This window comes from Pseudomonas sp. GM_Psu_1 (genome assembly GCF_026544185.1).
In the GTDB taxonomy this organism is placed as follows: domain Bacteria; phylum Pseudomonadota; class Gammaproteobacteria; order Pseudomonadales; family Pseudomonadaceae; genus Chryseomonas; species Chryseomonas oryzihabitans.
In genome coordinates, this window is sequence record NZ_JALNUX010000005.1 from 294,725 (window position 1) to 308,987 (window position 14,263).

Below are 14,263 nucleotides of genomic sequence, written 5' to 3' on the forward strand. Positions count from 1 at the left end.
CGGCGACAGGCTTTCTGCTAGGCTAGGGCCATCCACCTTTAGAGAGGGCGTCATGAAGGTAGTTTGCTTCAATATCAATGGCTTGCGCGCAAGACCTCATCAACTTTCTGCCATCATCGAACGCTATGAGCCGGATGTGATCGGACTGCAGGAAACCAAGGTCTCGGATGACCAGTTTCCCCGGGCCGAGGTCGAGGCCCTGGGTTATCACGTGCACTACCATGGCCAGAAGGGTCATTACGGCGTGGCCCTGCTGTCGCGCCTGGCGCCCCTGGAGTTGCACAAGGGCTTTCCCGGCGATGGCGAGGAGTCCCAGAAGAGATTCATTTATGGCGTCTTCGCCGACCGCCAGGGTCAGCCGCTGGTGGTCATGAACGGCTATTTTCCCCAAGGCGAGAACATCGCCCATCCCACAAAATTCCCTGGCAAGAGGAAGTTCTACGCGGATCTTCAGAATCTACTTGAAGAGCGTTTCTCGCCGGACACGCCCTTGCTGCTGATGGGCGACTTCAATATCTCGGCCCAGGATCGCGATATCGGCATCGGCACCGCCAATGCCAAGCGCTGGCTGCGTACCGGCGCCTGCAGCTTCCAGCCAGAAGAACGCGAATGGATGCAGCGGCTGCTGGGCTGGGGCCTGATCGACAGCTATCGCCAGCTGCATCCCGAAGTCGACGATCGCTTCAGCTGGTTCCCCTATCGCAGCCGCGGTTTCGAGGACGAACCCAAGCGCGGCCTGCGCATCGACACCATCCTCGCTTCGCGGGCCTTGCGCGAGCGCATCGTCTCCGCCGGCGTGGACTACGAGATCCGCGGCATGGAGAAACCCTCCGACCATGCGCCGATCTGGCTGGAATTGGCGTGAGCGGCTGTCACATCGACGTCATGCGGCATGCCTAAGGTGTCGGCCTCGCCTTTAGGCTCGAGGCCGACCCATGAATTGCTCCGCCCCGGTATTCCGCCGCGCCTTTCTGCGGCGAGCGGTGCTCGCGACCCTGCTTCCACTGCTGCCCTCACCCCTGTTGGCCAGCGAATCCACGACCATCCTCCTGCGCCTGCAGGGCTCCAACACCATCAATGCCCGGCTCGGGCCACGTCTGGTCGCGGCCCTGCTCGCCGAACGCGGCTATCGGGATCCACAGGTGGTGCCCACCGCCGTCATGGACGAATGGCAACTGATGGCCCGAGCCCCGCAGGGCAATACCGTGGCCGTGCAGATCGCGGCCCATGGCTCCAGTACCGGCTTTACCGCCCTGGCCGCGGGCGCGACCGATCTCGCCGCGGCCTCGCGCCCCATTACCGATAGCGAAGTGAGTGCCCTGGCCAATCTGGGTGATCTGCGCAGCAAGGAGGCGGAATACGTCATCGGCCTGGATGGTCTGGCGATCATCGTGCATCCCGGTAATCCGCTGCGGCAACTCGATCTGCAGCAGCTGGCGCAGGCCTTCTCCGGCGACGTTGGCGACTGGCAGCAACTGGGCGGCACGCCCGGCCCGATCCGGATCTATGCGCGGGATGACCGCTCGGGTACCTACGACACCTTTCGCGAGCTGGTCCTGAATCCGGCCGGCAAACGCCTGAGCGTCGCCGCCCGGCGCTTCGAGTCAAACGAAGAATTGGCGCAGCGGGTGGCCGACGACCCCGCCGGCATAGGCTTCACCAGCCTGGCGGCGGCTGCCGGGTCGCCAAAGCTCGCCCTGCGCGACGGTGAAGGCCGCGCCATCGCGCCTAGCGAAGCCAGCATCGCCACCGAAGACTATCCGCTCGCCCGCCGCCTCTTCCTCTATGCACCGCCGACTCAGCGTTCGGACTGGACGCGGAGCCTGCTGGAATTCAGCCAGACCCCGTCGGGCCAGGCGGTGGTGCAGCAAAGCGGCTTCGTCGCCCAGCGCATCGAGCCTCTGACCATAGGCGACACCCGAGGCATGCCGCCGGCCTACAGCGAGCTGGCGCGCCGGGCGCAGCGCCTCACGGTCAACTTCCGCTTCACCGCCGGCAGCGCGCGTCTGGACAACAAGGCGCTGCGCGATGTCGAGCGGCTGGCCGCCTTCATGCGCCAGCCCGAGAACGCCAACCGGCAGCTGATCCTGGTGGGCTTCAACGACGCCACCGAAGATCCGGCACGGGCATCTCTGCTGGCGCGTCTGCGGGCCACCGCGGTGGCCACGGCGCTGCGCCATCAGCAGGCCTTCGCCAGCGAAGTGCTCTCCCTGGGCGACCAGTTGCCGGTTGCCGGACTGTCAGCCAATGGCCGGATCAAGAACCGGCGTGTCGAGGCCTGGATCCATTAGCGATCGCCTGGCTGATTCTTTGGCGGGAAACGGTAGGAAGCAACGGACGGCGTCATCGCCTTCGTGGGCAGTGGGCAGTTGCCGAGTCACCTGGATACGGATGCCGACTGCGTTTCGAGCGCTACTCTGTACTTAAAGTGATTTCTCACGAAGTACCTAGACTCAACACTAAAATAATCTCCCAAGCTCATGTTTTTGAATGACTTTTAAAAAATAAAAGACTTCAATTGGACGCGCTCACCGGGATGCAGGCGCCACTCCTTCCAATCCCTGTACGGATGCGCCCGGCTTGATCCCGCGCGCCGCAAACCAGCCGGACTGGGCCTCCAGCGCATAGCGCGCCGGCGCGCTCGAGCAGTGCCGAGTATCGGTCAGCGGCTGCATCTCGACCGTGTTGAGGATCCTGCCGCTGGCATCGATGAAGGCGGCCGCCAGGGCACTGGGTGTATCGCGCATCCACAGGCAGCGCTCGTCATCCCCGAGGAAGACGAACAGCATGCCCTCGCGGGCAGCCAGTGGCGGTCGCCCCATCAGTCCCTGCGCCCGTTGTGCCGGTGTCGCCGCCACCTCGACGGTCAGGCGCTGCCCACCGATGCGCAGTTCGATCCGCTCCGCCGCCCAGCCGGGCAAGGCCACCCAGGCGGCCAACAGCAGCAGACCACCCCAGCCAGTGCCTGGCGCCCGCTTCGCTCCCTCTCGAGCGTGGACAAAAAATGTCATCGCATGTGACCTTTACCGGACGAAAGCAATCTATCCCACATTGTCAGACAACCTCTCGAGTCCGATGTCGACCGCCAGCCTACCGCCCGCACCCTCACCCGCTCTGGCCACCCGCATCACCCTGGGTACGGTGCTCTTCACCTTTATCGCCTACCTTACCATCGGCATTCCCCTGGCCGTGCTGCCGGGCTATGTACACGACCAGCTGGGTTTCAACTCCATCATCGCTGGCCTGGTGATCAGCAGTCAGTACCTGGCGACGCTGTTCTCGCGCTCCCATGCCGGGCGCATCATCGACACGGTCGGCGCCAAGCCGTCGGTGCTTTACGGCATGCTTGGCTGCGGGCTCAGCGGCGTGCTGATGCTGGCGTCGGTGCTCTTGCAGGCCTGGCCCTGGGTCAGCCTCGTCGCCCTGCTGCTCGGCCGACTGGTGCTGGGCTGCGCCGAAAGCCTTTCGGGGACCGGCGCCATCTCCTGGGCGATCGGTCGGGTCGGTCCGACCAACACCGCCAAGGTGATCTCCTGGAACGGCGTCGCCAGCTATGGCGCCCTGGCCATAGGCGCGCCGCTGGGTGTAGTGCTGGTGGATACCCTGGGGTTGTGGATCATGGGCGTCAGCATCATCGGCCTGGCGGCCCTGGGCTACCGCATCGCCAAGCCCCGTCCACCCATCGTCCCGGTCCGCGGCGAGCGCCTGCCCTTCACCACGGTGCTGGGCCGGGTCCTGCCCTTCGGGCTCGGCCTGGCGCTGGGCGGCATCGGCTTTGGCACCCTGGCGACCTTCATCACCCTCTATTACGCCAGTCAGGGCTGGAGCGGCGCGGCCCTGTGCCTGACCGTGTTCGGTTCCTTCTTTATCGGGGTGCGCCTGGTCTGCGCCAACGCCATCAATCGCCACGGTGGCTTTCGCGTCGCCATCGTCAGCCTGGCGGTGGAAGCCGTCGGCCTGGCCGTCCTTTGGCTGGCCCCCAGCGTGACCACTGCCCTGGTAGGGGCAGCGCTCACCGGCATCGGTTTCTCGCTGGTGTTCCCGGCGCTGGCCGTGGAGGCGGTGCAGCGGGTGCCGTCCTCCAACCGGGGCGCCGCCCTGGCCGGCTATTCGGTGTTCATCGACCTCTCCCTGGCGGTGACCGGTCCGCTGATCGGGGCCGTGGCCACCCATTTCGGCTATGCCGCGAGCTTTCTCTGCGCCGCGCTGGCCGCGCTGGCAGGCCTGGCGCTCAGCGTTCGCCTCCTCTGCCGTTTCGACGAGTCCTCTCGAGAACAGCCATGACCACGACCGCCCCAGCCGCCAGCTCCCTCGCCGTCACGCTGCGTATCGTTTCCATCGTCGTCTTCAGCTTTCTGCTGTTCCTGGCGATCGGCCTGCCGCTGGCGATCCTGCCGGGCTACGTGCACGACGATCTCGGCTACGGCTCGGTCATCGCGGGACTGGCGATCAGCATCCAGTACCTCGCCACCCTCTTCACCCGCCCCCTGGCCGGCAAGCTGGCCGACAGCATCGGCGCCAAGCGCGGGGTGATCTACGGCCTTTTCGGTTGCGTCGCCTGTGGCGTGCTCACCCTGCTGGCCACCTCGCTGCAAAGCGTGCCTGGCCTCAGCCTGGGCCTACTGATCGTCGGCAGGATCATTCTCGGCATGTCCCAGGCCATGATAGGCACTGGCTGCCTGAGCTGGGGCATGGGCAGCGTCGGCATGCAGCACGTCAGCAAGGTAATCTCCTGGAATGGCATCGCCGCCTATGGCGCCCTGGCCCTGGGCGCCCCCCTGGGCGTGGCCATGGTCGCGGGTCTGGGCCTGTGGAGCCTGGGCGTGGCTATCGCGCTGCTTGGCGCCCTGGGTCTGGCCCTGGCCTGGAACAAGGAGCCGGCACCGGTGATTCCCGGTGAGCGACTGCCCTTTCACAAGGTGTTCTGGCGCATCAGCCCCTTTGGCCTCTGCCTGCTGCTGAGCTCCATCGGCTTTGGCGCCATCGCCACCTTCGTCACGCTCTACTACGCGAGCAACGGCTGGCCCAATGCCGCCTTTTGCCTGACCGCCTTTGGCGCCGCCTTCATCTGCGCGCGACTGCTGTTCGCCGGCACCATCAACAAGCTGGGTGGCTTTCGGGTCGCCCTGGCCTGTTTCACCGTCGAGACCCTGGGTCTGCTGCTGCTCTGGCTGGCGGTCACGCCGCAGATGGCACTGATCGGCGCGGCCATGGCCGGGTTCGGGCTGTCGCTGGTCTATCCGGCCCTGGGGGTGGAAGCCATCGTCAAGGTTCCCCCGACCAACCGTAGCGCTGCCCTGGGCGCCTATTCGCTATGCCTGGATCTGGCCCTGGGCATCACCGGTCCACTGGCCGGCGCTATCGCCAATGGCTTCGGCTTCAGCACCATTTTCCTCTTCGCCGGCCTTATGGCCCTGGCTGGCCTGGGGCTCAGCGCCCTGCTCTATCACCGGGCGCTGCGCGAACGCCCTGACCTTACGCCGGCCTGACCGCAGGTGAAATCGGATGCGCGCCTACAGCGGACCGGGATCCGGAATCGGCGCTGGCGGCTTGGCCGGCTCGGTCAGGTTCTCGACCACTTCGTCGGGGATCTCGGTATCGATCTCCTCGTCAGCCATGTCGGAATCGTTCAGCGGTGCCTGATCGCTACCCAGCCAGAGGGCGAGCGGGGACGTGGTATCGGGCGCGGGAGAAAGAGAAAGGATCATGCCGTGGCTCCTGTGCCGGTCGGTCTCAGAGGTTAGTAGGTCGGCGGCGCCAGATGTTTCATCCTGACGCTTACCGCACGTCGCCCGACTGCCAAGCGGCGTCGACCCCTTGCCAGAGCCTTCGCGCGAGTCAGCTGCCTGGACGTAGCGGCTCATCCCTAAAAAAGCTGAGTGCTGATCCGGGCCATTGGCCAGCAGCCTGGCCAAGGCTGACTAGAATTCAGGTATTTCTCCACTCCGGACTGCCTGCCTATGGATACGCTGACCCGCTCCGCCAGCACCCCGAATCTGCTCGCCGTCGTGGCCGAGGACGAACTGCTGCTCCAGGCACTGGTCCGCGAGGTCCTCAAGCAGGAAGGCTTCCATGTCGAGACCTTCGGCACTGCCGATGCCGCCCTGCAGTTTCTCGAGCTGCACTGGCAGCAGGTCAATGTGGTGGTGTCGAACGTGCGGATGCCGGGCGTGATCGACGGCGTCCAGTTGGCGAAGATCGTCAGTGAACGCTGGCCCGCGGTGCCCTTCGTACTGATGTCCGGCTACGCCGGCCTGAGAAACGACATTCCGTCCGGGGTGCCCTTTCTGCACAAGCCGTGGACACTGGATCAGCTGACCGAAGCGATCTGGAAAGTGGTACCCCGGCCTGGCACCCCCGACCCGACCGCCCGCTAGTCCAGCGACACCCGGCCGCCGCCCGCCCCGTACAAAGGAACTCGCAGCTATGACACAATAGGCGGCATGTCGGGCGCCGCCCGCCTTTACCGCAGCCCAGCCAGGCCGCCGCGCATCGTCGCGACCCCTCGACCCTGCCCGCTGGAGCTCTGCCCATCCGATCGAAACGCCCCGCCCAAGCCGCCCGCCGGCTCGGGTCGCAGGCGAGCTCCGGTCTGAAACCCTTACAGGTACCCCCCTTGATCTCCACCGCTAACATCACCATGCAGTAAAGTATGGGGGTGCTTGGAGGTGAAGGGTCAGTATCCATGCGGGTTTCATCCCCATCTACCTTCAGATTTTCCCGCCTAATTGCATCGGTTGGCCCCAAAATTGGCCCCGACCGGTGCCCTCATACGGTGTTCTGCCGACCCCCAATCCCCTATCTTTTTCCTTGCAGCCAACTGACCTGGCTGCGCAGCCGATCGGCGTCCATCTTCTCGTCGACGGCAATCGCCCTGGCCGCGGCCAGCTCCTGGCGAAGGTGCTCGTTCTCCTTCTGGGTGACGTTCACCACCAGCAGCAGCTCGTGATACTTCACGTCAATCTCTCCCAGCGACGGCGCCGGGGCCCCATCACCTCCCCCTGCCATCCACTTCTGCACGCTGAGCTGCTTGAACCCCCGGACGATGCGAAGCTCAGTCCACAGCTGATCCCGTTCGGCCAGCACCGTCAGCAGGTTCTGGCGTAGGCGAGCCATGATGCCGCGCATGATCGTGAGCTCCTCGACGTAGAGGTCGCGCTGATTCCTGATCATCTCCAGGCAGTCCGGGTCGAAGTCGTCACCCCCGAAGCTGCCGAACTCGTCGACTTGTTCCATGGCATAGCCCAATACTGGTTTTAAATACAGTATTAATGCTGAATCGTGCCAGCAAGCCAGCGCCCGACGAGCGGTCCAAGTAACTCCGATAATCCTTAGCGGGCAAACTGGAATCGTGTGAGTATTGCAGCCATCACAAGCGAGACGTAGCAGAAATCAGGGAAGCTCCATGGATATTGGCGATGGCGAATATGAGGTTCGCATGCAGCTGCTGAGCCAGCTGAACATGACGATGGTCATGGACCAGGCGCGGATAGATCCAGAATTTCTCGACAAGCTGATATCGAGTCTCGAAGCGCGACCTGCCGAACTTCTCGCTGAAGACGAACGGTCGCTGCTCGAATGGGCTTCAGCCAAGCGCAACCTTCGAAGGTAGATTCGTGACCGACCTGCAACTGCGTATCACAGCAATCTGCCTCTCCATAGCTCTTGTAACGTGCGCGGGTGCTTTAGTAGCCATAATTGGCGGAGCTTGGTAAGGGCGACCATATAGCTAGGCTGGATCGTCCACACTCAAGATTCGCTCCATGGCCGTCTAGTCGTTCTTTCGTCCTATAGGCCTCTGGGCGCCGCCGCGAACAGTTCCCGCTCGTGGCCGACCTTTCGCCCATGCTCCGTCAGCAGCGCTTCCTCCCCCAGTGAGTGATTGCTCGCGGATAGCAGGGCAAGGGCATATCGAAAATTTCTGCACTTCCATGGCATCCCTCTGGTCCGAACCGCTTCAACCGAAGCGGCTCAATCTGAGCGACAGCAGCCGGGGGAGCCTATGCGATCGAATAATGATGTCAATGTGCTAGCAAATCTGACCTGCGGGGCGGCAATAGTCTTGCTATTGTCATGTCTCGCCGCGACAATCTGCGCCAATAGTAGGCAACCACCGCCTCGCTTCCACACTGAAAGGGATCATTCAGTTGCGCCATCAATTGACCAAAGCGGTGACGTTGTTCGATCGCAAGGATCGGCGCCAGCAAACTAGCGAAGCACCTGCTGAAAGGCCATGCCATCAAAGCCCCCCATCCACTGACAGCTATCCGCTGATGTTTACATTGAGCGCGATGTGCATTGGGTTGAGCGCCGTATTCGTCATGGCTGTAGTCATCACCTAGGCGCCAAATTAATTGGTCACTGACAGCTGGCTACTGCGGCCGCCAGCTCCCGCTCGTAGCCGATCCGCTGGCGGCGCTCCGCCAGCAACGCCCTCACCTTCACCTCCAGGCTGTCTTCCTTGCGCAGCCCCTCCGCCGCCCAGGCCGGCATCGGCGGCGCCTTCACCCGGCACGGCACCTGGACTGGAACCTCTACGCGCACCACGCGCGGCTCAGGCTCGGCAATGGGCTGGCCGACGCACCCCGCCAGCGCGATCGCCATTCCCACGATGATCCACCTCATAGACCCAACTCCTTGTCGATGATGGCCGCGGCGGCTGCCGCCGGGTCGCCCCCGGTGCGCTCCTGTTGCAGGCGGTTGGCTGCCTGGTAGTCCTCGCCGGCGGCCTTGGCGGCTTGCTGCTGGAACGGCTCGGCGTCCTTGGCGCGCTTCTCAGCAGCCAGGCGCAGATCTGCCAGGGCCTGATTCTGCTGGCCCATCTGCCCTTCCAGCGTGCTGCTGGTGGTGCGGCAAGACGCCAGGGTGCTGGCCGAGGCCGTCACCTGGTCCTGCAGCTTCTCGACGACGGGTCGGTAGTGGTCGGCGGTGAGCCAGTAGGCGGCGCCGGCACCTGCCAGCGCGCCCAGGCCGAGCAACACGACAACAGCGACCGCGATCACGGCCGCCCTGTACTGCTCGAGCACGACCATCACTGCACCGCGGCCAGGGCCTGGGCATAGATTGCCTCCCAGGTCTGGGGGTGCGGCTTGCCCGGGCGCCAGACGCGGGCGTAGAGGTCCCAGGCTTCCTGCACCTGGCCCAGGGCCGGCAGCGGCTTGGGGTCGGTCCACAGCAGCAGGCGGGCGAAGGCCGCGGCCAGGACGTCGTCGCGCTCCAAGGCCTCATAGACCGCCGGGGCGGTGGGTTCCACGTCACGAGCAGCGCAGACCTCCAGCGCGTGCGGCCGGCTGGCTGAATGGGTCAGCACGCCGCGGACGCCGCCGGCCTGCTCGAACTGCCACAGCCCCCGGGCCGGGCCTCCGATCTGGCGACGGAACTGGAGGCGAGATTCCTGCAGGCCTATGCCCAGCAGCATGACGGTGGCGCGCTTCCCAGCCATCTTGGCAGGCAGCAGAGCGAAGGCCGGAGCGATGGCGCCGGTTTGGGTAGTGTCGAGGGCCATGGCTTTCTCCAGGCGAAAAAATACCCGCGCTTGGCGGGCTGGTTGTCCTCATGGTCTTGAGGATTACAGCGGCCAGGACGGCTATCCAGGCGCGATTCCTCGCGCTCGTGAGGATCAGTTAGCGGGATCGGCCTTGATGGCAGCGGCGCTGACCTTCACCTCTGCTGTGAAACTCTTCAGCAGCTGGGCGGTGCGAACGGTCTGGCTCGGGTTGTTCGCCAGCAGGTTGTGGGCGAAGGCCTCGGCCTCTTCCTCGGTACCGAACTCGAAAGACGGATCGGGGTTGTAGAACGGTGCGAGCACGACATAGCGCATGACGAGATCCTCAGGCGGTCGGGTTGGATTGGCTCAGGCCAATGACAGTGGCCAACTGCTGCTGGAGCAGCTGCACCTGGGAGCGGAGGGAGCTGGTGGTTTCCTTCTCGGCTTGCAGTGCTGTCGCGGCATCGGCGCCGGCGCGCTGGACGGTTTCCAGCTGCTGCTGAAGCTCGCGCACCTGCTCGGGCAGGCCGGCGCCCTGCTGCACTTTCAGAGCCAGCTCGTCGCGCTCGGTGGTCAGGGTGGACACCTGGGCCTGCAGAGTCTCGGCCTGGGTGAGCGCAGCGGCGGCGGCCTCACCTATCACGTCGGCCAGCTTCAGGCCGTTCTGACCCTCGGCCATCGCCAGCGGCAGCGCCTCGCCAATGGTGGCGCTGATGATCGCCTTGTCGCGCAGGATCTCGGTGATCTGGAGGTGGTGGGCGCCGATGGTGCCGTCGGCGTTGTGGCGGATGAGGGTTTCGTAGGGGCGAGTGCGTTCGGACAAGGACATGATCAGGATACCGTGGTGGTGGTGTTGATGATTTTCCAGTTGGTGCCGTCGCTGCGGCAGCGCTTGGCGCCGCCGGCGGCATCGGTCACGTCGATCTCGTAGCCGGTAAAGGCCGAGGCGCTGGGCAGGCTCGCCAGGGTGTACTGGCCGACGCGGACCGGGCCGCCGCAGGTGACGGCGCCGGTGAACACCGGAGTGTCGGAGAAGGCGAATTCGCGCCAGGGCTGCCAGGTGCTGTCGTGCTTGACCCTGACGAAGGTCCGGCCGCGACCACCCTGACCGGTGCCAGAGCCAAACACCTCGGTTGCAGTCTGGCGCAGCCGAGCCCCAGTACCTCCGATGCCATCGGTCTGGACCTCGTAGGCAACCTGGGTCGACCCGGTCGCACCGTTCGCCGGCCAGTTGAGAGAGGTGCCAGCGGAAGCGCTGCCCTCGACGCGACAGAAGCCACCTATCACTGCGTCGTTGAGATTCAGGGTGCTGCCGCCTACAGCCGCGCTGCTGGCCAGGCCAGCCGCCGCCAGAGCTGTGATGGTGGCGGTCTCCGCCCAGGCGCTCCAACCGCTGGCGTTCAGAACACGGGTGAAGCGACGGTTGCTATTGAAGTGCGTCCAGGTCTGCGTCGTCCGATTGGCTACGTCACCAACACCATCGACCTGAAGGTAGCCTGGATCGGCAATCGGAGCGTTGGCAGCGGCGGCCGCAGTGAACACGCGCAGGCCGGCGATCTGAAACGAGTTCAAGTCAGCGCTGTTGGCAGCTGCTGTAGTTACGCCAATGCCGAATGCGCCGACCTCCATGACCTGGCCGGCAGCGGTACCCACCAGACGGCTGGCCGCGTTGGTTGTGTCGGTGAAGTTGGAGTTGAGCTTCCCGAAAGCGGCACGCGCGGTGTCGCCCTGGCTGCCATCGCTGGCCGAGCCGAAGTTGACTGTTTGAACGGTCATGTTTTCTCCAGGTATGAAAAAGCCCGCACGCGGCGGGCTTGATAGTGCCGATCTGGTCGGTCAGAAGTTGGTCACGTCTATGACGGTCATCGCCGTGGAGTAGGAAGGCGCCCCGCCCTGCTGAACCGATGAGGATGCGGAATAGACGCCCACCTCATCGAAATAAAGTACATGGGGGCTAGTGAACTGGGTCATATACATCCCCACGTAATTCTGAAACTGGCCTGGGAAGTCTTGATAACTGTCATAGTTCGCAGCACCACAGCCGTAGATCAAAGCATATGTCCGACCATTAGTGTATGTTTTGCCGGTCTTCAGTAGATCAATGAAGCTTCCGACGAAAAAATCCACTAGCCTCATATATTTGAAGTTTGCGTCAAACACCAACTGAGAGTCTTCGTTGAAGACCTGAAACCCCCAGTTAGATCCAGTCGAAGGCGGCGGGCCGAACTCGTAGATTGTGACTTGGTTATTTCCGCTTCCCGAGTCAAGCGCTACCTTCCAGACGAAGGTGCCGTTCTGTTCCTGAACGATAAAGGGGCAAATCTTCCCTGACGAATAGAAAGCCAGCACAGACTCCTTGCTGGAAGCCACGTAGCTGACCCACCGGCAGGTATAGGTGGCAAGAGGCACGCCTGCACTGTTGGCGTCGGTACCTGTAAGCGTTGTTTTTCGAAGCAAAGCTAGATTGCGATATTTCTCGTCGATCTGGATATAGCCAGCATCGTTGAAGCACTGAAAACCTGCGCCCATATCAATAGAGTCCGTAGAGTATGAAGGCATCCGTGGTGTTGTTTTGGTTCTTGCCGGAATAACTCCATGACAGCGTCCGGCCAGATATTGACACGTCTGGCAGGATTGTATAGCCGCTAGCCCCTCTACTCAGATACATGAAAAAAGGTCGGCCTTGATCAAAGTCTGCCGTCAGTGACCCATTCACGTTTCTAGAAAGCTGCGCAGTTCCAAGGATGCGTGTTATCGAGTCGTTGGTGTCCAGCACGACAGTGCCGTTCTCATCGAATACCTGAATGCCTTCCGGCATATCACCACCTCCCAACCCTTACTCGCAGCTTGTTATTTACGTAGCAGCGAAACGCCGCGCGATCGATCTGGATTTCAGAGAGACCAGCCTCCTCGCTCCGGATGTAGATAGCGCCCGAGGCGAAATCCGTGTTCATGATCGGTAGGCCTGCCTGGGTCAAGTTCTGAGAGAACAGGTTCTGCCCGATGATGCCTTCGCGGATGTAAGCCTTGTCGATGAACGCGGTGTTCATGAAGGTCTGCCCATTCACCACCGAGAAGAACGCCTTGCCCTTCCCGTCGATACCTGGGCCCAGCACCATGAACCGATCTGCAGCAACCGCTACCGTGGATTGCAGGCCAGCATTTCCTCCGTTGGGCTCGATGCCGACCCCAATGCCGGCGAAGTAGTACAGCCCGTCCTGGGTGACACCCAACTTCACCGCCCAATTCGCACTGACCTTGTTGTCGGTCGCCACCTGCGCCTGGCTGATCTGCTGCACGCTGGCATTGGTGCTGCCCAGCGAGGTCTGTACGGTATCGACCCGCTTCCCAAGCGCACTGTCAGCATCCACCCGGGCCGTCTGCTCCGCCTGCACCAGCGCTGAGGCGTTGTTCGCCGTGGCCTGGACGGTGTCGATGCGGTTGGCCAGGGCCGAATCGGCGTTGCTCCGCGCGGTCTGCTCGGCCTGGATCAGCGCCTTGTTGTCGCCCGTGGCGGCCTGCACCGTGTCGATCCGCTGCCCCAGGGCGCCATCGGCGTTGGCCCGGGCGGTCTGCTCGGCGGTGATGGCCGCTGCGCTGCCCGCCGCCGTGGCGGTGACGGTGTCGATTCGCTTGCCCAGGGCGTTGTCCGCCTCGGCGCGGGCAAACTGCTCGCTGTAGACACCTGCCAGCACCGTGGGCGATCCGGCATACCAGTCGTTGGCGCCGGCCAGCGGCGGGTTCACTTGGGCATAGATGCCGCTCACCCGGGTGGTGACCGCCGAAAGCCCGGCCTCGGTGTTGTCCGCACGCCCTGTGAGAGCATCTACCGATGACGACAACGCCGCGTTGCCCGTCTTCGGATCGGTCACCCGAGCCGTCAGTGTGCTGATGTCCTGCGCCAGGGCCTGGTCGGCTGAGGCGCGGGCGGTCTGCTCGGCGCTCAGCGCGGCGTAACTTGCCCCTGGCGAAGCGCGGCCGATGGCCACCCAGTCCAGTTCGTAGAAGTCCGAAGCGCCCTGGCTGCCCAAGTCCAAGCGGATCTGGCCCACGGTACCGGTCCAGGAGAGGTTCAGGATGACGGTGGAGACGCCGTTGATGTCGAACGTCGGCGCCTCGATCGCCATCGAGTTGGCCCAGTTGTCGCCCCAGTACAGCCGGCCATTCCACGAAGGACTGCCGGTGCGGCGAATGCGGAAGCGGACCTGCCGGTAGGTGTCGGCGTTCACCGCTAGGCCAGCTGGGCTGTAGACGCTGGCCAGCGCCGCATTAGCCGGGCGCAGAAAGCCACCCGAGGCCGTGGGCGTGCCGTTGCCGGTCCAGCCGTCGACGCCATTGTCGAAGTACCAAATGGCGCCCGAGTCGAACTGCTCCCCTACCCCGGCCGAGACGAGGCTGATTTGCTGGGATAGCGCCTGCTCCGCGCTGAGGCGAATGCGGCGCTCCTGGTAGATCAAACCAGACGTCACCTGGTTGGGATCGGTGCCGGTGTATCCGCCACGCAACTGGGCGGACAGGGTGTCCCGCGCCAGAGCCTCAGCGGCATCCCCCGTTGCCCGGGCATACTGCTCGGACCAGACCCCTGCGTAGGTCGACGTCGATCCCGCCGCCCAGCTGCCGCCGGCCATCGGTGGATTCACCTGGGCATAGACGCCCTGGATGCGACTGGACATCTGCTCGTCAGCAGCTTGGCGGATGGTCGCCTCATTGATGATGGCCTGGCCGCGGGCAGATGCCTCCGCCGCCAGGTTGTCGGCGGCGACCTGGGCGACCTGC

General features: G+C 63.9%; 18 protein-coding genes. 6 read left to right on the forward strand and 12 right to left on the reverse strand.

Going from position 1 to position 14,263, the window contains the following annotated elements:
• The first annotated feature begins 52 nt into the window (after positions 1 to 52).
• Positions 53 to 865 carry an exodeoxyribonuclease III gene (gene xthA / locus OXS31_RS10910; protein ID WP_267398954.1) on the forward strand — a complete coding sequence of 271 codons (813 nt, stop codon included), beginning with the start codon at positions 53 to 55 and terminating at the stop codon, positions 863 to 865.
• 70 nt (positions 866 to 935) lie between these two features.
• On the forward strand, positions 936 to 2,291 hold the full coding sequence (locus tag OXS31_RS10915; RefSeq protein WP_267398955.1) for a substrate-binding domain-containing protein: 1,356 nt from the start codon (positions 936 to 938) through the stop codon (positions 2,289 to 2,291).
• A 237-nt stretch (positions 2,292 to 2,528) separates the two neighbouring features.
• On the opposite strand, the gene OXS31_RS10920 is transcribed toward OXS31_RS10915, so the two are convergent.
• Positions 2,529 to 2,939 (reverse strand): DUF192 domain-containing protein, encoded by a 411-nt coding sequence (locus tag OXS31_RS10920; RefSeq protein ID WP_267398958.1) that lies wholly within the window; start codon positions 2,937 to 2,939, stop codon positions 2,529 to 2,531.
• 136 nt (positions 2,940 to 3,075) lie between these two features.
• Here OXS31_RS10920 and OXS31_RS10925 point away from each other — a divergent pair, with 136 nt between their 5' ends.
• Complete coding sequence (locus tag OXS31_RS10925) at positions 3,076 to 4,284, forward strand: MFS transporter (protein WP_267398960.1); 1,209 nt, start codon at positions 3,076 to 3,078, stop codon at positions 4,282 to 4,284.
• Positions 4,281 to 5,489, forward strand: a complete 1,209-nt coding sequence (locus tag OXS31_RS10930) for an MFS transporter (RefSeq protein ID WP_267398961.1) — start codon at positions 4,281 to 4,283, stop codon at positions 5,487 to 5,489. The genes OXS31_RS10925 and OXS31_RS10930 overlap by 4 nt, the downstream gene beginning before the upstream one ends.
• Before the next feature lie 24 nt (positions 5,490 to 5,513).
• Here the strand turns inward: OXS31_RS10930 and OXS31_RS10935 are convergent, their stop codons facing one another.
• Positions 5,514 to 5,708 (reverse strand): hypothetical protein, encoded by a 195-nt coding sequence (locus OXS31_RS10935; RefSeq protein ID WP_267398962.1) that lies wholly within the window; start codon positions 5,706 to 5,708, stop codon positions 5,514 to 5,516.
• A 252-nt stretch (positions 5,709 to 5,960) separates the two neighbouring features.
• Between OXS31_RS10935 and OXS31_RS10940 the strand changes: the two genes are divergently transcribed.
• Entirely contained in the window at positions 5,961 to 6,377 is a 417-nt protein-coding gene (locus OXS31_RS10940; RefSeq protein WP_267398963.1) for a response regulator, read from the forward strand.
• A gap of 421 nt (positions 6,378 to 6,798) precedes the next feature.
• Here the strand turns inward: OXS31_RS10940 and OXS31_RS10945 are convergent, their stop codons facing one another.
• Positions 6,799 to 7,236: a hypothetical protein gene (locus OXS31_RS10945; protein WP_267398964.1), complete on the reverse strand. Its 438-nt coding sequence runs from the start codon at positions 7,234 to 7,236 to the stop codon at positions 6,799 to 6,801.
• A gap of 169 nt (positions 7,237 to 7,405) precedes the next feature.
• Here OXS31_RS10945 and OXS31_RS10950 point away from each other — a divergent pair, with 169 nt between their 5' ends.
• Positions 7,406 to 7,612 carry a hypothetical protein gene (locus OXS31_RS10950; RefSeq protein WP_267398965.1) on the forward strand — a complete coding sequence of 69 codons (207 nt, stop codon included), beginning with the start codon at positions 7,406 to 7,408 and terminating at the stop codon, positions 7,610 to 7,612.
• Positions 7,613 to 8,358: 746 nt separating this feature from the next.
• On the opposite strand, the gene OXS31_RS10955 is transcribed toward OXS31_RS10950, so the two are convergent.
• The 9 genes from OXS31_RS10955 to OXS31_RS23435 form a co-directional block, all read right to left on the reverse strand.
• Complete coding sequence (locus OXS31_RS10955; protein WP_267398966.1) at positions 8,359 to 8,625, reverse strand: hypothetical protein; 267 nt, start codon at positions 8,623 to 8,625, stop codon at positions 8,359 to 8,361.
• Entirely contained in the window at positions 8,622 to 9,032 is a 411-nt protein-coding gene (locus OXS31_RS10960) for a hypothetical protein (RefSeq protein WP_267398967.1), read from the reverse strand. Before OXS31_RS10960 ends, OXS31_RS10955 begins: the two co-directional genes overlap by 4 nt.
• Positions 9,032 to 9,505 (reverse strand): hypothetical protein, encoded by a 474-nt coding sequence (locus OXS31_RS10965; protein WP_267398968.1) that lies wholly within the window; start codon positions 9,503 to 9,505, stop codon positions 9,032 to 9,034. The genes OXS31_RS10960 and OXS31_RS10965 overlap by 1 nt, the downstream gene beginning before the upstream one ends.
• A gap of 114 nt (positions 9,506 to 9,619) precedes the next feature.
• A complete protein-coding gene (locus OXS31_RS10970) occupies positions 9,620 to 9,820 on the reverse strand; it encodes a hypothetical protein (RefSeq protein ID WP_108582161.1) in 201 nt (66 codons plus the stop codon).
• A gap of 10 nt (positions 9,821 to 9,830) precedes the next feature.
• Positions 9,831 to 10,316: a hypothetical protein gene (locus OXS31_RS10975; protein ID WP_267398970.1), complete on the reverse strand. Its 486-nt coding sequence runs from the start codon at positions 10,314 to 10,316 to the stop codon at positions 9,831 to 9,833.
• Positions 10,317 to 10,318: 2 nt separating this feature from the next.
• Positions 10,319 to 11,263, reverse strand: coding sequence for a pyocin knob domain-containing protein (locus OXS31_RS10980; RefSeq protein ID WP_267398971.1), 945 nt, complete (start codon positions 11,261 to 11,263; stop codon positions 10,319 to 10,321).
• 60 nt (positions 11,264 to 11,323) lie between these two features.
• A complete protein-coding gene (locus tag OXS31_RS10985) occupies positions 11,324 to 12,016 on the reverse strand; it encodes a hypothetical protein (RefSeq protein ID WP_267398972.1) in 693 nt (230 codons plus the stop codon).
• Between the two features lies 1 nt (position 12,017).
• Positions 12,018 to 12,305: a hypothetical protein gene (locus OXS31_RS10990; RefSeq protein ID WP_267398973.1), complete on the reverse strand. Its 288-nt coding sequence runs from the start codon at positions 12,303 to 12,305 to the stop codon at positions 12,018 to 12,020.
• A gap of 1 nt (position 12,306) precedes the next feature.
• Positions 12,307 to 14,160 carry a DUF1983 domain-containing protein gene (locus OXS31_RS23435; protein ID WP_346659866.1) on the reverse strand — a complete coding sequence of 618 codons (1,854 nt, stop codon included), beginning with the start codon at positions 14,158 to 14,160 and terminating at the stop codon, positions 12,307 to 12,309.
• Positions 14,161 to 14,263: the final 103 nt, after the last annotated feature.